Annotated in this window: 15 protein-coding genes and 3 pseudogenes; 5 read left to right on the top strand and 13 right to left on the bottom strand. The window is 71.6% G+C overall.

Annotated elements, in window-relative coordinates; translation table 11 throughout:
• Window positions 1-62 precede the first annotated feature (62 nt).
• The 5 genes and pseudogenes from ACYUED_RS22485 to ACYUED_RS22505 form a co-directional block, all read right to left on the bottom strand.
• A complete protein-coding gene (locus tag ACYUED_RS22485; protein WP_491294066.1) occupies window positions 63-539 on the bottom strand; it encodes a hypothetical protein in 477 nt (158 codons plus the stop codon).
• 61 nt (window positions 540-600) lie between these two features.
• Window positions 601-2,316 carry a methionine--tRNA ligase gene (gene metG / locus ACYUED_RS22490; protein WP_491294067.1) on the bottom strand — a complete coding sequence of 572 codons (1,716 nt, stop codon included), beginning with the start codon at window positions 2,314-2,316 and terminating at the stop codon, window positions 601-603.
• Between the two features lie 147 nt (window positions 2,317-2,463).
• On the bottom strand, window positions 2,464-4,182 hold the full coding sequence (locus tag ACYUED_RS22495) for a VWA domain-containing protein (RefSeq protein ID WP_491294069.1): 1,719 nt from the start codon (window positions 4,180-4,182) through the stop codon (window positions 2,464-2,466).
• A gap of 291 nt (window positions 4,183-4,473) precedes the next feature.
• Window positions 4,474-5,268, bottom strand: coding sequence for a protein kinase domain-containing protein (locus ACYUED_RS22500; RefSeq protein ID WP_491294371.1), 795 nt, complete (start codon window positions 5,266-5,268; stop codon window positions 4,474-4,476).
• A 118-nt stretch (window positions 5,269-5,386) separates the two neighbouring features.
• Window positions 5,387-5,840: pseudogene (locus tag ACYUED_RS22505) on the bottom strand (glycine-rich domain-containing protein).
• A 6-nt stretch (window positions 5,841-5,846) separates the two neighbouring features.
• Here ACYUED_RS22505 and ACYUED_RS22510 point away from each other — a divergent pair.
• Window positions 5,847-6,395 (top strand): annotated as a pseudogene (locus ACYUED_RS22510) (hypothetical protein); the annotation flags it as partial.
• Window positions 6,396-6,658: 263 nt separating this feature from the next.
• Here the strand turns inward: ACYUED_RS22510 and ACYUED_RS22515 are convergent.
• On the bottom strand, window positions 6,659-7,618 hold the full coding sequence (locus ACYUED_RS22515; RefSeq protein ID WP_491294070.1) for a LysR family transcriptional regulator: 960 nt from the start codon (window positions 7,616-7,618) through the stop codon (window positions 6,659-6,661).
• A 234-nt stretch (window positions 7,619-7,852) separates the two neighbouring features.
• Here ACYUED_RS22515 and snpA point away from each other — a divergent pair, with 234 nt between their 5' ends.
• Window positions 7,853-8,518: a snapalysin gene (gene snpA, locus ACYUED_RS22520; protein WP_491294071.1), complete on the top strand. Its 666-nt coding sequence runs from the start codon at window positions 7,853-7,855 to the stop codon at window positions 8,516-8,518.
• A gap of 96 nt (window positions 8,519-8,614) precedes the next feature.
• Here the strand turns inward: snpA and ACYUED_RS22525 are convergent, their stop codons facing one another.
• Window positions 8,615-9,538 (bottom strand): endonuclease/exonuclease/phosphatase family protein, encoded by a 924-nt coding sequence (locus ACYUED_RS22525; protein WP_491294373.1) that lies wholly within the window; start codon window positions 9,536-9,538, stop codon window positions 8,615-8,617.
• Between the two features lie 103 nt (window positions 9,539-9,641).
• Entirely contained in the window at window positions 9,642-10,394 is a 753-nt protein-coding gene (locus ACYUED_RS22530) for an alpha/beta fold hydrolase (RefSeq protein ID WP_491294073.1), read from the bottom strand.
• Window positions 10,395-10,475: 81 nt separating this feature from the next.
• Here ACYUED_RS22530 and ACYUED_RS22535 point away from each other — a divergent pair, with 81 nt between their 5' ends.
• A complete protein-coding gene (locus ACYUED_RS22535) occupies window positions 10,476-11,801 on the top strand; it encodes an aminotransferase-like domain-containing protein (RefSeq protein WP_491294074.1) in 1,326 nt (441 codons plus the stop codon).
• Window positions 11,802-11,880: 79 nt separating this feature from the next.
• Here the strand turns inward: ACYUED_RS22535 and ACYUED_RS22540 are convergent, their stop codons facing one another.
• Window positions 11,881-12,870, bottom strand: a complete 990-nt coding sequence (locus ACYUED_RS22540) for a hypothetical protein (protein ID WP_491294075.1) — start codon at window positions 12,868-12,870, stop codon at window positions 11,881-11,883.
• A gap of 592 nt (window positions 12,871-13,462) precedes the next feature.
• On the bottom strand, window positions 13,463-13,930 hold the full coding sequence (locus ACYUED_RS22545; protein ID WP_491294076.1) for a hypothetical protein: 468 nt from the start codon (window positions 13,928-13,930) through the stop codon (window positions 13,463-13,465).
• Window positions 13,931-14,047: 117 nt separating this feature from the next.
• Between ACYUED_RS22545 and ACYUED_RS22550 the strand changes: the two are divergent.
• Both ACYUED_RS22550 and ACYUED_RS22555 read left to right on the top strand, forming a co-directional pair.
• A pseudogene (locus ACYUED_RS22550) lies at window positions 14,048-14,275 on the top strand (serine/threonine-protein phosphatase); the annotation flags it as partial.
• Window positions 14,276-14,456: 181 nt separating this feature from the next.
• Window positions 14,457-15,758 (top strand): hypothetical protein, encoded by a 1,302-nt coding sequence (locus ACYUED_RS22555; protein WP_491294077.1) that lies wholly within the window; start codon window positions 14,457-14,459, stop codon window positions 15,756-15,758.
• A gap of 7 nt (window positions 15,759-15,765) precedes the next feature.
• On the opposite strand, the gene ACYUED_RS22560 is transcribed toward ACYUED_RS22555, so the two are convergent.
• The 3 genes from ACYUED_RS22560 to ACYUED_RS22570 form a co-directional block, all read right to left on the bottom strand.
• Entirely contained in the window at window positions 15,766-17,001 is a 1,236-nt protein-coding gene (locus ACYUED_RS22560) for an amidohydrolase (RefSeq protein ID WP_491294079.1), read from the bottom strand.
• A 164-nt stretch (window positions 17,002-17,165) separates the two neighbouring features.
• Complete coding sequence (locus ACYUED_RS22565) at window positions 17,166-17,942, bottom strand: NPP1 family protein (protein ID WP_491294081.1); 777 nt, start codon at window positions 17,940-17,942, stop codon at window positions 17,166-17,168.
• 78 nt (window positions 17,943-18,020) lie between these two features.
• Window positions 18,021-18,239 carry a hypothetical protein gene (locus ACYUED_RS22570; RefSeq protein ID WP_491294082.1) on the bottom strand — a complete coding sequence of 73 codons (219 nt, stop codon included), beginning with the start codon at window positions 18,237-18,239 and terminating at the stop codon, window positions 18,021-18,023.
• Window positions 18,240-18,401: the final 162 nt, after the last annotated feature.

The following is an 18,401-nucleotide window of genomic DNA, read 5'->3' on the forward strand; positions in this document are numbered from 1 at the left end:
GACTCACCCACTCACCGACTCACCGGCGTTACGGGGCAGGGAGCCGGGGCGGCCGGGGCCGGTCAGGTGTCGTACGTGCCGTCCCAGGGGTCGCCGAAGGCGAGGCGGTCCGGGTAGAGCTCGGCCCAGCTCTCCCCGTCGTCCTCGCGGATCACCAGGCCGAACTGCACGTCGTCGACGGTCAGTTGGAACGGTCGTATCGCGATGTCCGTGTAGGAGCGGCGAGGCAGGCTGCGCAGGAGTTTCGCCAGGTGGACACGGGCGCGCTGCATGACCGACCCGTCTCCGTCCGGATCGCGCATCTGCTCGGCCCAGGTGCCGGCACACCAGATCTCCGAGTCGCGGTAGCGGCCCTCGGGGTCGAAGGTGTGCAGCACCGCGTAGAGACGTTTGTGCTCTTCCCAGCCGTGGTCGAGACGGAATCCCCGCGGGAAGGCATAGGTGATCGACGCCAGGAACTGCCCGTCCGCGTACCGGCCGATGGACTCGGTCCGGTGCCTGGGCACGTAGGCGATCGGGACGACTTCGGGTACTGCCATGGCGGAACAATACGGGGCCCGGAAAGCTGTTCCGCCTTCCGAGCCCCATTTCTCACGGTTCCTACGCGGGCTCGCCGCCGAAGCGCTCCTTGTAGGTCTCCAGGTCCTCGTCCGTCAGCTTGGCGAACAGGACCGGCGGGACCGTGAAGGGGGTGCCTGAGGGGACCCCCGTGAGGGACCTGGCCTCGTCCGGGGTGATCCAGGTTGCGGTGTCGTCAGGCAGGGCGAACGCCTGGCGCATGGTGGCCGACGTCGTCGGGATGAACGGCTCCGAGACCACCGCGTAGAGGTGGATCAGGTTCATCGCCGTGCGCAGCGTCAGGGCCGCGCCGTCCTTGTCCGTCTTGATCTCCAGCCAGGGGGCCTTCTCCTCCAGATAGGAGTTGCCCGCGGACCACAGGGCGCGCAGGGCCGCGGCCGCCTTGCGGAACTGGAGGGCCTCCAGCTGGGACTCGTACTCGGCGAGGAGTTCGGCGATCTGCTCGCCCAGCTTCGTCTCCGCCTCGCCCGGCTCGCCGCCCGCGGGGACGTCCTCGCCGAAGCGCTTCTTGGAGAAGGACAGGACGCGGTTGACGAAGTTGCCGAGGGTGTCGGCCAGGTCCTTGTTCACCGTCGCCGTGAAGTGCTCCCAGGTGAAGGACGAGTCGTCCGACTCGGGAGCGTTGGCGATCAGGAAGTAGCGCCAGTAGTCGGCCGGGAGGATCTCCAGGGCGTGGTCGGTGAAGACGCCCCGCTTCTGGCTGGTGGAGAACTTTCCGCCGTAGTACGTCAGCCAGTTGAAGGCCTTGACGAAGTCGACCTTCTTCCACGGCTCGCGGACACCCAGCTCGGTGGCCGGGAACATCACCGTGTGGAAGGGGACGTTGTCCTTGGCCATGAACTCCGTGTAGCGGACGTCGGTGTCGACGTCGTACCACCACGACTTCCAGTCGCGGTTCTCCGGGTCGAGGTCCGACCACTCCTTCGTCGCGCCGATGTACTCGATCGGGGCGTCGAACCAGACGTAGAAGACCTTGCCCGCCGCGGCCAGCTCCGGCCACGTGTCGGCGGGGACGGGGACGCCCCAGTCGAGGTCGCGGGTGATCGCGCGGTCGTGCAGGCCCTCGGTCAGCCACTTGCGGGCGATGGAGGAGGCCAGCTGCGGCCAGTCCGCCTCGTGGCGGGACACCCACTCCTCGACCTCGTGCTGGAGCTTCGACTGGAGGAGGAAGAGGTGCTTGGTCTCGCGGACCTCCAGGTCCGTGGAGCCGGAGATCGCCGAGCGCGGGTTGATCAGGTCGGTGGGGTCCAGGACCCGGGTGCAGTTCTCGCACTGGTCGCCGCGGGCCTTGTCGTAGCCGCAGTGGGGGCAGGTGCCCTCGACGTAGCGGTCAGGGAGGAAGCGGCCGTCGGCGGGGCTGTACACCTGGCGGATCGCCCGCTCCTCGATGAAGCCGTTCTCGTTGAGGCGGCGGGCGAAGTGCTGGGTGATCTCCACGTTCTGGGAGCTGGAACTCCGGCCGAAGTAGTCGAAGGCCAGCGCGAAGCCGTCGTAGACCGCCTTCTGGGCGTCGTGCGCCTGCGCGCAGAACTCGTCCACGGGAAGACCCCGCTCCTTCGCCGCCAGCTCGGCCGGGGTGCCGTGCTCGTCCGTCGCGCAGATGTACAGGACGTCGTGACCGCGCTGGCGGAGGTAGCGGGAGTACACGTCCGCCGGGAGCATGGACCCCACCATGTTGCCCAGGTGCTTGATTCCGTTGATGTACGGAAGGGCGCTGGTGATGAGGTGTCGAGCCATCGGGGGCTGCTCCCAGGTCGGTTTCGTGGTTCTTGGTCCGCGGTTCCTGCTTCGCTGCGAACCTTGAAATCGTAGCCGACACGGGTGGGCCGCCCGCTTCCCGTTTTACGGTGTGGGAAGGGGCGGCCGCCTGGTGATCTTCGGGGGTTACGGGCGCCAGTTCGCCAGGATGCCCTCGTAGACCTCCGTGTCCGTGAGCTCGCGCGGGGTCGCGCCGGCGAGGAAGTGGGACGTGTTGTCCAGCTTCAGCTTGCGGAGGTAGTCGAAGGCCTTGTTCTCCGGGTCTCCGAAGGCGACGAAGGAGAAGAAGACGGCGGGGTGGTTCTTCGCCGCGTCCGTGAGGGCCTGGTTGGCGGGGGTCTTGGCGTCGGGGGCGCCGTCCGTCTGGAAGACGACCAGGGCCCGGGTGCCGGGGGCTTCCTTGGCGTGGTGGGTGAGGACGTCCTCCACGGCCGCGTGGTAGCTGGTACGGCCCATGCGGCCGAGCCCTGCGTGCAGGTCGTCGATCTTGTTCTCGTGGTCGGTGAGGGCGAGTTCGCCGGTGCCGTCCACTTCCGTGGAGAAGAACGTGACGTGGACCGTGGTGTTCTCGGCGCCCTGGGGGTCGAGGTGGGCGGCGAGGGCGAGGGTCTGCTCGGCGAGCGCCTGTGCGGAGCCGTCCTTGTAGTACGGGCGCATGCTCGCGGAGCGGTCGAGGACGAGGTAGACCTTGGCGGCGGTGCCGGTGAGGCCGGTGGCCTTGAGGGTGGCCTCGGCTGCGGTGTACGCCGTGCGGAGAGTTGCGGGGACGGGCACGGGCCCCCGGTCTGCGGCCGGGTTGCTGCTCCCACCCGCACCACCCGTACCACTTTCGTCGTCGACTGCGACTGGCCCCTGTGGGGCGTCCTCGCCATCGGCGGCTGCGGGCTCGTCCACCGCGGCGGCCACGGGCTCCGGAGCGGAAACCGTGTCGTCCGCCGACGCGGCCACCGGCTCGGGCTGCGGTTCGGGCGCCACCTCGGCGTCCGCCTCGGTCTCCGGTTCGGGAGCGGAAACCGCCACCGGCTCCGATTCCTCGACAGTCTCCGGCGCGGGGGCGACCACGGCGGCCGACTCGGGCTCGGGCTCCGGTTCGGCGAGGGTCTCGGGCTCGGCCTCAGGCTTGACCTCCGTCTCGGCCTCAGGCTTCGCCTCCGTCTCGGGCTCGGCCTCCGCGGCCGGCGAGGGCTCCGGCTCGGGGGCTTCCTCGATCACCGCCTCGGGCGCGGGCGCGGGGGCGACCTCGGCGGCCGGCTCGGGCTCGGGCGTCGGCTCCGTCGCGGCCTCGGCCTCGGCTTCCGCGATCGGCTCCTCCGCGACCTCCGCCGCAGTCTCGGGCTCGGCCTCCGTAGCCACCGGCTCCGGCTCGACCGCCGCGACGGGCTCCTCAGCCACTGCAGCCTCGGGCTCCGGCTCGGACGTGGGCTCCTCGGCCACCGCTTCCACGGCAGGCTCGGGCGCTTCCTCCGTCACCGTCGGTTCGACGGCCTCCGGGGCGGTCGGCTCGACCACCGTCGGCTCGGGCACCTCCTCCGCCTTCGGCTCCCCGACCTGCCTCTCCGCGACCGTCGGGTTCGCCGCTGTCGGCTCCACCGACTCCGCCGGCCTCGGCACCGTCACGCTGTTGAAGGCAGCTGAGACCAGTTCGTGCTCGTCCTTGGTGGACTCGGCGGGGGTCGTCCGCGGCTCCGGGATCTGCGCGGATGCCGTCGGCTGGGGCTCGGGGGACGGTGCGGGGACGGTCGGTTCCGAGGTCCGCGAAGGAGTTCGGTCCGCACCCTCTGCCTCGGCGGCACGCCCCTTGCGTGACTTGCCGAACGCGTTCCGCAGGAGAGTGAGAATGCCCATGTGCGCAATCCTTCGAGTGAGTTGAAGGCCGTCAATCCCTGGCCAGGGCCGACACGTAAGGTTAGCGGCCCAAGATGGCGATCTTGGGGAGGGATGGTATGCCCCGAACCTTCCCCCCAGCAGGGCCGGTCGTAGGCAACACAATGCCTGAGCCCCGTACGGCACTTGAGTCGTACGGGGCGTGTCGCGTATGCGAACGCGGCTACGCGAAGGCGTCCACGGCGATCAGGGCAATGGGTGAAGCCCCCCGCCCAAGCGCCCTGAAGGCAGCACACGGGCGGGGCACGCGTTTCAGAGGCAGCTCAGGGCGTTGTCCACCTCGTAGATGGTGGGGCGATCCTCGGGAGCGTGGCTGAGCATCACGTCGATCAGGTCACCCAGCTTGCCGGGCGCTTTCACGGGCCGGCGCCTGCCGTCCGCCACGGCTTCCCGTTGGACTGCGCGCAGGGCGTCGTCCGGGTACTCGACGGCTCGCCAGCCGGTGGCGGAGATGAGCAGGGAGGCGCCGAGCGCGTACACGTCGGCTTCCTGCGTCGGCTCGGCTTCTCCGGTGTCGAGCACGCTGCGGGCCATCTCCGGTGCCTCGTAGTGGACCAGGCAGCCGCGGAACGGGAAGTCGTATCCCTCGGGCACGTGGCCGCCTCGGGCTAGGGCGAGGTCGATGAGGTGCGTTCGTTCCGGGCAGATGATGAAGTGGGCGGGCTGTACGTCACCGTGGGCCCAGCCCTTGGCGTGGAGTTCGGCCAGGGCTTCGACGCAGCCCAATGCCACGCTGGTGTGCGGTGCGATGGACGAGTCCGGCCTACGGCAAGGCTCCCAGAGCTGGTACAGGTCCGGCCCTTCGTGCCACGGCTGGAAGTTCCAGGTTCCGCGCTCCCATTCGCCGTATGCGAGGTCGACCAGGCCGAGGCGCAGCAGAACGGCCCCTTCACGTGCGGGGGCGAGGGCGGTCCAGGGCTGGGCGGACCATTCGGTCGTGGCCTCGATCGGATAGCCGACCTTCACGGCGTAGTGGCCGCGATGGCTTTGCACCTCCCAGACCATGGAGCCCCGGCGGTCGAGGACCAGGCGCTGAGCCGTGGGCATGAGCGCGTCGAGCACCACGATCGGCAGTTCAGGGGGTGACCAGGAAAACGTCTGTTCTCCTTCCGGGCGAACGCGGCCGACCACGAGTCGAGGCCGGCCGCGTCGCTGCTGTCGTGTGTTAGTCCTGATATTCCTGACCGTACGGACGGCCGCAGTCCGAGTCGCACTGCGCGAGGTTCGTGCCGTCCACGGTCCACAGGTCGTCGAAGACCACGAACCCGGCCGCCTTCATCGCGAGAACGGAGACGGCGACCTTCTGCGGGTCACGGGGCCCTCCGCTCGGCATGGGGTTGTGGTGGAGGAAACGGCCCGCGTGCTGGTCGCAGAGCGTGGCGTACTCCTTCGTGTGCAGGATGAGCGCGTGCAGACCGAGGTCCACGTCGTCCGACGGGACCATGGGGAACGGTCGCGGTCGCGGCGGTGACCACGAAGGCCACCGCCTGGTCCGCGATCCGCTCAGCCCGCTCGCGGGACTGCCCGTTGTGGACGATCACGAAGTTGGTGAGGCTGTCGGACAGCTCCTCACCAGCCACCACGCGGCCGGTCCTTTGGTCGTTGGCCGTTGCCGTCATGCAAACGACCAGCGGGCGGACGTCCCCGTGTCCACCTTCGTGGACATGCTGACCCAGGCCCGGGAGCACATCGACGTGTTGGTGTACGCCGCCGTCTTCCTGCACGAGGCGTACCCGAGATTCAACGAGCTCTTGAAGGAGCGAGCGGCCGAGGGCTGTGCAGTCCGTATTGCGCTCGGCGACGCGGACAGCTCAAACGTCCAACAGCGTGGCGACGAAGAGAAGTTTGGTCACGGTATCCAGTCCCGTTGCCGCCTCGCGCTGATGCACTACCGCCCCCTTGTCGGGGTACCTGGCATCAAGGTGCGGACCCATGCCACCACCCTCTACAACTCGATTTACAGGGCTGACGATCAGGCCCTGGTCAACGCTCACGTCTGGGGCGTGAACGCTTACGGTGCCCCCGTCTGGCACCTGCTGCCCTTCTTGCCGCGAACGACCGGGTCCGGCCCTGTCAGCGATCCCCCCTTTTGGCGCGTACGGAGGCCGCGGTCTCCAACGCCGTCCGCCAGGCGGGAGCCGGCCCGTCGGGCTCCGGCTCCGGGCGACGGCTAGCGGTCGAAGGACGTGACGGTCGCCCGCGGGGCAGGGCCATGCCAGCAATTCCGTCCGACACAACGCCGCAAAGGGATGCCGCCGCTCAGAGCTGACGGCAGCGACGGCACACAGACGAACATGATCCCCAACCTGTGCGATCGAAGTGAGAGGTAGGCACTCCTTATGGTGCCCTGCCCGATCCTACGGATCGGAAGGTCGCCGATTCGAATCCAGCTGTTCAGGACGGTCGATCGGTATGCGGACGGCTTCTGAAAGATGACCTACGGGAGGGCCGGCGCCGGCCTCCGGATGCCCCGCACACCCCCCGCACCCTCCCGTTCCAGCCACTCCCGATACGCCGGTGCCTGGTGGGCCGAGTCCCAGTACGCCTCTTCCAGTGCGGGCAGGGCGCCGTCCAGGTCCGTCTCCGTGCGGGCCGCCAGCAGCAGGCGTACGCCGAGCGGGTCGCCCTGGAGGCGGCGTACCGCCATGTCGGGGTGGGAGAGGGCGGTCGGCTGGCAGACGGTGACCACCTCGCCGGTCGCGACCAGCGCGGTGGCCGTGTGGTAGTCGCCGTGCAGGACGTGCGGGCTGATGCCCGCCCCGCGGAACATGCGCTGCACGGCGTCCCACTCGCCGTCCACCGTGGGGTCGATCATCCAGCGGTCGCCGGCCAGTTCGCCGACGTCGACCACGGGGTGCGCGGTCGCCGGATGGTCGGCCGACAGGTACACGAACTGCGGTTCGCGTTCCATCAGGGTGCGCAGCCGCAGGCCCTCGGGGATGCGCAGGGGGCTGCCTTCCACCTCGTGCACGAAGGCGACGTCGAGCTGGCCGTCGGCGACCATGCGCAGCAGGGCGTTCGGGGAGACGTTCATGTGGAGGGTGGGGTCCTGGCCGCGGGCGCGCAGCCGGCGCAGCCAGCCCGCCAGAGCCTTGCTCGCGGTGGAGCCGACGCGCAGCTCGGGACCGCCCGTCGCCGCGGCCCGTGCCTCGCTCACCAGGGAGCGCATCTCGGCCACCAGGGGGCGGGCGCGGCTCAGCACCAGGCCGCCCAGCGGAGTGGGGCGGCAGCCGGTGCGGGTGCGGACGAACAGCGCGCCGCCCAGCTCCTGCTCGATACGGCGCAGTTGCGTGCTCAACGACGGCTGGGCAACGCCCAGTTGACGCGCGGCGCGGTGCAGACTGCCGGTGTCGGCTATGGCGCACAGCGCGCGGAGGTGTCGCACCTCGAGGTCCATCCCTCGGAGCGTAAAGCGGAACCAAAGGTTTCACCAGACGCACAAATCCCGCCCGACACACGCGAATTGGGTGTCTCGGAGAGAAGGGAGAGAACGGAGAGAACGGAGAGGACTGAGAGGGCGGCGATCGGGGTGATAGGGGCGTGCTATCGGCGGTTGCCATCATCACAGTGATCCCGCAGGCGCCGAAACTCACCGATGACGACTGGCTCACCCCCCACCTAGGAGTCATCGATGCGCAAGCGCACCTCCATGTCCACGTCCATCCTCACGGCGGCGGTCGGCCTCAGCCTCGCCGCCTTCGGCCTCGGCGCGGCGGTTCCCGCCGCCGCTGCCCCGGCTCCCACCTCGTACTCCGGCTACACCGGGTCTCCCGCCGAGGCCAAGGCAAACCAGGCGTTCTTCCAGGCGGTCGTCAAGTCCGTCGCCGAGAAGCGCGCCGCCCACCCGAGCAGCGCGGCGGCCGTCACGGTCGTGTACAACGCCTCCGGAGCGCCGACGTTCAGCGCCCAGATAGCCCGCAGTGCCCAGATATGGAACAGCTCGGTGTCGAACGTGAAGCTCCAGTCGGGCTCGAACGCCGACTTCAGCTACCGCGAGGGCAACGACTCCCGCGGTTCGTACGCCTCGACCGACGGTCACGGCGGCGGCTACGTCTTCCTCGACTACGCGCAGAACCAGCAGTACGACTCCACGCGCGTCACCGCCCACGAGACCGGCCACGTCCTCGGTCTGCCCGACCACTACGAAGGCCCCTGCAGCGAGCTGATGTCGGGCGGCGGCCCCGGCCCGTCCTGCACGAACTCCGTCCCGGACGCCAACGAGCGGGCCCGCGTCAACCAGCTGTGGGCCGGCGGCTTCCAGGCGGCCCTCGACAAGGCGCTGCACAAGTCCCGCTAGGCACTCCCGCCGGACGCCACCCCCCACACGGTGCGGCCGCCCTCCTGCACGGGGCGGCCGCACCCGTCCGTTCCGGCGGCGGCCCCGGCGCGGACCTCAGTGCGGGCGCTGGTGAAGTGTGATGTCCACCAGCAGCGCCCGGTGGTCGGATTCGGCCACGCCCACCAAACGGGCGCTGCTCGCGGAGAAGTCCCGGGAGACCAGTACGTGGTCGATCTGGGCGCCGAACGTCGGCGCGGTGCGGGCGGGCCAGCTGGGCGTGCGGTCGTGGCCCGCGAGCCGGGCGGCGTCGCGCATGCCGGTGTCGAGGATGCGGCGGAAGGCGGCGTGGTCCTGGGAGGCGTTGAAGTCGCCGGCCAGGACCATGGGCGTGCGGGTGGCGGCGGCCGTGTCCCGCAGTCGCCCGAGTTCCCGGCGCCAGAGGCCGACCTGGCCGGGCAACGGCGGCATGGGGTGCGCCAGTTGGAGGCGTACGGCATGGCCGCGCACGTCGGCTACGGCGCCGGGCATGCCCATGGTGCCGGGCACGTCCGCGGTGCCCTTGAGCGGGAAGCGGCTGAGGATGACCGACCCCTCGGAGCCCCCGGCCGCCACGGCCTGCCGGTAGGGGTAGTCGGCGCCGAACTCCTGCTTCAGCCGGGCCTGGCAGGTGTACTCGCACTCCTCCACGAACACGATGTCCGGCCTGTCGCCGCGGATCACGGGGACGAGGGAGGCGGTGCCGCGCCCGAACTCGACGTTCGAGGTCAGCACCTTGAACTCGGCGAGCGGGGTGCCACCGGGGTCGTCCGTCTTCCCGTACGGCTCGATGAACCACGCCAGCAGCCCGAGGACGACGAGCGACCAGACCATCCCCAGCCGCCACCGGGCGAGCAGCGCGAGCAGGAGGGCGCATCCGGCCGGGGCGAGGAGCCAGGGCAGGAAGGCGAGGACCTGGGGGACGGGGGTGATGCCGTCGCTGTCGGCGACGCGGCAGCCGGCCACGACACTCACACCGGCCAGAAGCAGTCCGCAGAGCACGGCGCCGAACCTCCGCGGACCCGTGGCCCCCGGACCCCCGCTGCGGCCCTCCTCGGGCCTCGTCCCCGTACGCCGGACGGGCTGAATGGTCACCGACACGACGTTACGGGCGCAGGTCCACTCGCGCCAGGAACTGGTCCAACGCCTCGTTGAACTCCTTCGGCCTCTCCAGGTTCGGCATGTGGGCCGTGCCCTCGATGACGTGGAGGGTCGAGTCGGGCAGGGCCGCGTGCATCGCCTCGGCGTCGCGGACCGGGGTGAAGGTGTCGTCGGAGCCCACGACGACCAGGGCCGGGACCGTGACGGTCGTCAGCAGCTCGCGGTAGTCGGGGCGGGCGGCGCGGGCGCGCAGGGCCGCCGCGGCGTTCTGCGGGGAGGTGGCCGTCATCATGCCGTGGACGTGGGCCTTGACCCGCGCGTCGGCGTACGGCGCGACCATCTTCTCCAGTACGTCGTCGGCGTACCCGCCCATGCCCTCGCGCAGCAGCCGGTCCGCGGTGGCGTGGCGGACGCGGACGCCCTCGGGTGTCTCGGCGGCCGGGAAGGTGTCGGCGAGGACCAGGCCGCGGACGCGGTCGGGGAACTGCCGGTAGAAGTCCATCACGATCTGGCCGCCCATGGAGAGGCCGGCCAGGACGCAGGTCTCCACCGACAGGTCGTCGAGCAGGGCCCTGATGTCGCCGGCGAACTGCTCGAAGCGGGTGATCGCGGGGGAGGGCGGGGAGGCGCCGTAGCCGCGCAGGTCGGGGGCGATCACCCGGCGGGCGGCGGAGAACGCCTCCAGCTGCGGGTTCCACATCGTGCGGTCGAAGGGGTGGCCGTGGATCAGGACGAGAGGGACTGCCTGGACTGCCATGGCCTCGACCCTAGGTCGGCCCAACTCTTCGGTGCAATAAGATCTTTGCCCTCAGTGCAATGACAGCAGGGGGCTTGGCTCGTGGACGCGTACCGGCGCATCGCCGACCGCATCGCCGACGACATCACCGCCGGACGGCTCCGGCCGGGCGAACGGCTGCCTCCGCAGCGAAAGTTCGCCCGTCGGTACGGGATCGCCGCCTCGACGGCGGAGCGGGCCTACGGCGAGCTGGTGCGGCGGGGGCTGGTCGTCGGCGAGGTCGGCCGCGGCACCTTCGTGCGGGCCGCCGCTACGGGACCCACGGGGCGCGCGCTCATCGAACCGGCGCCGTCGGCTCCGGTGAACATGGAGCTCAACTACCCTTCCGCGCCCGGCCAGTCGGAGCTGCTCGCAGCCGCTCTCGCCCCGCTGCTGCGCCCCGACGTCCTCACCGAGGCCCTGCGTCCGGCGGCCGCCGACGGCACCGCGGCGGCCCGCGAGGCGGTGGCGGCCCTGCTCGCCACGCCCGGCTGGCGCCCGGCCCCCGGCCAGTTGCTCTTCACCGGCAACGCCCGCCAGGCCATCGCCGCCGCGCTGGCCTCCCTGGTCCGGCCCGGTGGCCGGGTCGGTGTCGAAGCGCTGACGTACCCGCTGGTCAAGGAGGTCGCAGCCCGGCTCGGCATCATCCTCGTCCCGCTCCCCACGGACCACGAGGGCCTGCGCCCGGAGGCCGTCGCGGGTGCCCGGCTGTCCGCCCTCTACGTCCAGCCGACGCTGCACAACCCGACGTCCGTGACCACGAGCACCGAGCGGCGCAGGCAACTGGCCGGTGTGGTGGACAAGTTGGGGCTCCCCGTCGTCGAGGACCGGATCTGGTCCTTCCTCGACGAGGCGGGGGACGCCCCCTTCGCCGCGCTCGCCCCGCAGCTCACCCACGTCGTCGACGGCCTCTCCAAGCGGGTCGCGCCCGGTCTGACGGTCGGCTTCCTCGTCGTACCGCCGCATCGGGCACAGGCGGTGGCGGCGGCCGTGCGGTCCGGAGGGTGGAGTGCCGGGCGGTTCGCGCTGGAGGCGGGCGTGCGGTGGATCGGGGACGGGACGGTGCAGCGGCTGGTGGCGGCGAAACGCGAGGACGCGGCGCTGCGACAGCGAGTGGTCGCCGAGCAGCTGGCCGGTTTCCGCATACGGGCCGATCCGCGGGCCTACTTCGCCTGGTGGGAACTCCCCGCCCCCTGGCGCGCGGACACCTTCACGGCCGCTGCCGCCGCACACGGCATCGCCGTCACGCCGGGCCCCGCCTTCACCGTCGACCCGCACCGCACCCCGGCCGCCGTCAGACTCGGGCTCGCGTCGGCCGCGGTGCCGGACCTGCGGCGGGCGTTGCGGACACTTGCCGAGGTCGCGGGAGACGCCCGTGGCGTCCGCTGAGCAGGTCGAGCCGAGGGTCGCCATCGCGCCGTCCGCCGCGGGCCGGGCAGGTTGCTGCGGGCACCGGCGAACGTGACGCTCAGGTCCTTGGCGTGCGCGGCCCGCGCCAGTCAAGGGGGTCACCGGGGTCGCCCGGGGGCGCCATGGTCATGCCCAGGTCGGCAGCCTCCGGATCCGCTCCGAGCGGCCCGTCCTGCGGTGCCTGGCCCCGCACCCGCACGTGCACCCGGCGGCTGAGCCAGGTGGCGAACGCGACCGTCAGGCCGAGGGCGACCAGCAGCCAGGATGCCTGGCGCAGGGTCGCGGTGAGGGCGTCGTAGACGGCGCCCGCGGCCGACTGGTGGGCCTCCTCGGGGAGGTCGGCGAGGGTGAGGCGGCGGCCGATCGTGATGGCGAGCGCGAGCAGCGCGCCGCCGAGCGCCGTGCCGAGCGCGGTCGCGGTGATCGCGCGGCGGCGGCAGGTGGCGACGGCGATTCCGGAGACGGCGAGGACGACGGCGGCGACGGGCAGCCAGAAACCGGCGACTTCCAGCACGTGGAATCCCTTCCGGAGCCGGTCCAGTTCCTGAACCGGGATGACGGAGACCTCGGTGTGCTCGACCGGGATACGGTTCGCGAACGGCACGTGGTCCACGGCGAGTTGACGCTTGACCTGGGCGGTGACGGGGGCGAGGTCGACGGTGACGTCCCGCTCGCTCTCGTCGTGCAGGGCGCGCAGCACGGCGTCGTGGACGGCCCTGTTCGCCGAGTCCCAGGCCAGCCGGAAGGTCTCGGTACCGGTGAAGGAGTGGACCGCGTCGTGCACGAAGGGGCGCACGGTGCCCCGCAGCGGCCGGACGTCCACCCGGTCGTCGACCTGGTCCATGATTCCGGCGCCGACGGTGTCCGCGATGGCGTCGCGCACGGCCGGGTCCGCGGCCAGCGGCGCCATCGTCGTGACGTAGCGCCCCGTGTCGGCGAGGTCGTACGCCGCCCAGGCCGCGAGCGCGCCGCACGGCGCGAACAGGCAGGCGAGGGCGATCAGTGCCGCCGACAGGGCGCTCCGCAGGCGCGCAGGACGTGGGGCCACCCCTCCAGCCAACGGCCCGGCGGCGGAGTGCGCGAACGGTACGACTCCAAATGGGTGCACCGCACGTAGGCGCCGGTCAGGGGCGCACAGGTGGGTCCCTTCGCGCGTCGGTCAGGGGCGGACGGGTGGGCCGCGCTCGTACGCGCGTCAGCGCCGGGGTACGCCGCGCTTGCACGCCCGTCCGGCGCTGGATGGGCGCGTGGGCGGCGCTCGCCCGCCGGTCAGCGGTGGACGGGTGGGTGGCTTTCGCCAGCCGGTCAGGGGCGGGCAGGTGGGTCCCTTCGCGCGTCGGTCAGGGGCGGACGGGTGGGCCGCGCTCGTACGCGCGTCAGCGCCGGGGTACGCCGCGCTTGCACGCCCGCCCGGTGTCGGACGGGTACGTGGGCCGCGCTCGTACGCCCGCCCGGTGCTGGACGGGCGGCGCGCCGCGCTCGTCCGCCGGTCAGGGGTGGACGGGTGGGTGGCTTTCGCGCGTCGGTCAGGGGCTGGTGCGTGGGCCGCGCTCGTACGCCCGCCCGGTGCTGGATGGGCGGCGCGCCGCAATCGCCCGCCGGTCAGGGGCGGACGGGTGGGTGGGGCGCTCTCGTGCCCGTCAGCGGACGCGGTTGCCCACGGCGTCCTCGCGTGTGTAGTAGCGGTAGAAGAACACCGCGAAGACGCCCGCCGTGACGACCACCCCCAGCGCCACCGACCGGTAGACCGACTCGCCGGTCTGGCTGTAGAGGAAGCCGACCGCGGCGCCGGCGAACCCCGACTTGACCAGCGAGTGCAGTTCCCGCTTCAGCAGCGGCGCGAACGTCGCGACGGCGATGCACAGCGCGATGAACGCGGCCGCGGTGACGAAGCCGAACAGGATGTTCCAGCCCGTGATCTCGCCGCCGCCGCGTCGGTTGGCCGCCGCCCAGAAGCCGTAGAGGAGTCCGAGTACGACGGGGATCCCGTACCGCCCCGCCGCATGTACCCGCTCGTCGAACAGGTCGGGCGTGCGGGTGGGCCGGGCCGTGCGGTTCAGCCTGGCCTTGCCCATCATTCCGCCGGACGTGGGTGCCGCATGAGCCATGAGAGCGCTCCTCTCTCTCCTCGCCCCCGACTACCAGAGCACACCTGGGCACAGGCCCTGGCAAGTCGGCCGGCAGCCCGGATGCGCGGGGAGGGGGGACATGTTTCTCTGGGGCCCATGACGAAGGTGCTCGACCGGCTGCCGCGGGCCGGGCACACGGACGCTGTGCGGCGGCACCAGCTGCTGCGGGTGCGGGGGCGGAGCGTCGCCTGGGTGCCGCCCGCACTGCTCCTCGTGGCCATCATGATCGCCGACTTCAACACCACCGGCGAGTTCCGGATCATCTCCTGGATCGTGCTCGTGCCGGGTATCGCCGCCGCGATCTGCGGCGTGTGGGGCACGGCACGGTGCGGCACTGCGGCGGCCGGCCGGCCGACGACACGACGGTCTTCGCCGTTCGACGGGCCGTTCGGCAGGTCGTCCCGGGGGAGGCGGAGCACGGTCGTTTGCGGTCCTGAGACCCACCTTTGCAGCCGCAGCGGTTACGGTGCTGCCTAAGTGATCGACGGGGGATGGGGAGGGAACGATGCCGGGAACCGTGCTGTTGCTCGCCGCATCCCCGGCGGCCAAGGGCTGTCTGGTGGACGCGGCGTCCGTGCTCCCCGTGCTCGCGGCCGTCCCGCCCGGCGTCCTGTCCGGCACGGAGACGGCCAACGTCGTCGAACTCGCCGACCCGCTGGAGCCGCAGGCCGTGCTCACCCGGCTGCGGGCGGCCGCGGCTGCCCCCGGGCCGCTCACGGTCTTCGTCGCCGGACAGCTGCAGCTCGACCGGCGCCAGCGGCTGCCCCACCTGGCGCTGGCCCGCACGACGCCCTCGACGGTGCGCTACACCGCTCTGCCCTGGCACTGGATCCGGGAGGAACTGCGGCTGCGCGCGGCCGGATCCACGACCCTCGTCCTCGACCTGCACGCGGACCCCGAGACCTGGGAGTGGCTGCGGGCGAACCCCCTCGACTCCGGGCGCAACAACGCCGTCTACGGGCGTATCGCACCGCCGCCGTCCCGGCGCACGGTCGCTGTGCCGACGTACATGAAGGCCGTGGCGACGATCCTGCGCAGTGGCCACCGGCCCGAACTGGCGGAGCTTCACCAGCAGGCGCTGGCCCGGGTGGGCGTGGACGGGTACGCGGACCTCGTGCTGGCGGCGCCGGGTGTCGCGGGGGCCGCTGTCCCCGGGGGCTACGCCCCCGGACCCCCGTATCGGCCTGAACCGCCTCGTCCTCAAACGCCGGACGGGCTGACTGGTGCGGTTCTCCTGCCGGTTGGGCCGCCGGACGGGCTGACTGGTGCGGATCTCCTGCCGGTTGCGCCGCCGGACGGGCTGACTGGTGCGGATCTCCTGCCGGTTGCGCCGCCCGACCGGCTGACTGATGCCGACCGGCGCCACAGCGGTGCGGCCGGTGAGGCCGATCCTCACTCCGCCATCTCCGTCGCCGTCCGGTCCGGGCGCCATCCCGATGCCGATGCGCTCGCCGCCCACCACGAACAAGCCGCCGTGCGGGCGCACGGGCCGGGGTCCGAACAGGCCCTGCACTGGGCCGAGGTGCGCGCGGACCTGGCGATGTTCGCCGGGGATCCGTCGCGCAGCTGCCGTACCTGGCTGGGCGTGGCCGCCGCACGGTTGTCGGCCGGGCAGCGCCCGGACACGGCGGCCGTCGAGGCGGCCGTGGACCGGGCGCACCACCAGTGGGGGCAGGTCCGCGACGCGACGGCGGCGCGGGAGCTCGGGGCGTCGCTCGCCGACCTGCGCGCCCGCGTGCCGGGGCGTCGGCAGGGCGCGCTGGACCACGTCCAGCGGCAGTTGCGGCAGCTGCAGACGCAGGGCTAGGCGGGGGCTAGGCGAGGTATTCGAGGGCGGCCGAGACCAGGGTCCGCACGCCCGGGGTGATCGTCGACAGGTCCGGCCCGAAGCGGGGGCTGTGGTTGCTCGGGACGGCCAGGAACTTCTCCATCAGGTCGGTGCCGGGCGCCGCGTCCCACACCTCGGCCGGGGTCGTCGTGACGAACCAGTAGGAGTACGGGATCCCGCCCCGCGCCAGAATCGGGAAGTCCTCGCTGCCCATCACGGGGCCGAAGTCCAGCACTGTCCCCGCCCCGAGCACCTCCTCGTGCACGGCCGCGACCCGGCGGTCGGTGTCGGCGTCGTTCATGGTCACCGGGAAGGTCGCACCCACCATCACCTCGGGCTCCCGCGGGCATCCGGCGGCGAGCGCCTCGCCGGCCGCGATGCGCCGGATCGCGGCGATCATCCGCTCGCGCACCTCGTCCGACTGGGTGCGCAGGTTGAGGGAGATGCGGGCCTCGGACGGGATGATGTTGTGCCGGGTGCCCGCCTCGATCCGCCCGACGGTCAGCACCGCGGACTCGCGGGCGGCGATCTCCCGGGAGACGACCGTCTGCAGCCGGGTCACCAGGTACGCGGCCGTCACCACCGGGTCGACGGTCGTCTCCGGCCGCGAACCGTGTCCGCCCGTGCCGTGCACGACGATGTCGACGTCGGTCGACGCCGACATGATCAGGCCCGGCGAATGGGCGTAGAAGCCGACCGGACCGGGAGCCGCATGCTGCCCGAGCAGCACGTCGGGCCGTACGAAACGTTCGTACAGCCCGTCCGCGACCATCCGTGCCGCGCCCTGTCCGGTCTCCTCGGCGGGCTGGCCCACCACGAGCAGCGTCCCGGACCAGGCGTCCCGCCCGGCGGCCAGCGCCTCGGCCGCGCCCGCCAGCCAGGTCACGTGCAGATCGTGCCCGCAGGCGTGCATCACACCGGGCACCTCGGACGCGTACGGCAGCCCGGTCTCCTCCTGGACGGGCAGCGCGTCCATGTCGGCGCGCAGGAGGACGACGGGCCCGTCGCCGTTGCGCAGCAGCCCGGCGACTCCGGTGCCGCCGATGCCCTCGGCGGTCTCGTACCCCGCCTTGGTGAGCCGCTCGGTGAGCTTGGCGGCCGTGCGGTGCTCCTGGAGGGACAGTTCGGGGTGCCGGTGCAGATCCCGGTAGAAGTCCTCCAGGCCGGCGACAGGGAGGGCGGCGGTGAGATCCAGCGCGGTGCGGGCGGCGGGAGAGGTCACCACGGCAGCGTACGCAGAACGGCCGCCGACGCTACGGGGGGAGTGTGCGTCGGCGGCCGTGGGTGGGGGTCCCGGTACAAGAGCCTGGCAGGGGGATGGTTGATAGGCACGCCGGTTCATGCGGGCAATCAATTCCGTGGCCCGGCGGCCACCGCCCGTTCGGGTCAGGCGTACGGGTCGAACGCGATGCCGCTCGGCTTGGCCTTGTTGAGGTGGTCGGCGAACTTGCCGTCCTGGAGCGGGAAGTTGGCGTTGCCCCAGTCGGAGGCGTTCAGGATGTCGCGGAGGTTGGACGCCAGGTTGTCCCAGGTGATCAGGTTCTCCTGGTGCCAGGCACCCGTGTCGTTCTCCGGCGTCTCGCCCCACTTGGCGAAGCGGAAGGCGTGGGTGGACGCGCCGTCCTTGTGGTAGACGGCCTCGACGCGCTGTCCGCTCATCGGGACGTCGGCGACCGGGTGTGTGCTGAAGCCGCCGTGGGCGGACGCGGACAGGTACGACGGGGTGTCGGCGCCCTGCTCGACCCAGACGACCATGCACTCCCAGTCGTGGCGGTGGCCGATGCCCGGGGACGCCTCGTCCTTCTCGAAGTAGCCGGCGTAGATGATCCCGCACCAGCCGTTGTTGCACTTGGCCCGCGAGTAGGTGTTGGCCCGGCCGAGGTGGCCGGAGCGGCACTCGCCGGTGATCGGACCGGTCGGCTTGAGTCCGCCGTTGAGGGTGCCGCTCGGGTCGATGGCGGCGGCCGGGTAGCAGCTGTCCGTGTCGTAGTCGTACAGGGGCTCGAAGTTCTTCTGGAACGCGGTCGCGTTCTCCGGCAGGTTCTGCAGGACGCCGGCCCAGGCGCTGCCCGGCAGGGCGAGGGCGAGGACGGCTGCGCTGCCGGCCACGGCGGCGGTCCTGGCGAGACGGTGGGGCGTGGTGGTGCTGACTGCTGGGGGCATGGGGGGCTCCAGTCGACGGTCCACTCGTTCCGGACATGACATCCGGGAGGTCGGGACGAAGACTGGCAAGCCGGGAGTTCAGTGGAAGGGCTTTCCATCGAACTCGAGACGGATTTTGACCGAACTGATCAACGTCGGGCAGGGCGCGGCGGTCTGCGGAGCAGCAGGTTCCGCGCGAAGCCGCACGACCGGTGCGGCGGTGGACGGGGATGACAACGCGGACACCGCGATCCCCGCGACCAGGGCGGATGAGACGACTGCCGCCAAGCCGAGATGGCAAAGGACGCTGGCGTACACGGGGTGCCGTTCTCCTCGTTGCTGAAGTCACTGCCGAGACTCGCAACCGGAAGGTTGATTGGCACGTCCCATGTGTCAAAGCAATCAATTCACTTCAGTTCCGGTGAGCCAGTAACGCGTAATTTGTCGGGACGTAAGGTTTTCGTCACTCCGGACGCATAC

It is taken from the genome of Streptomyces sp. DF42 (assembly GCF_058267695.1).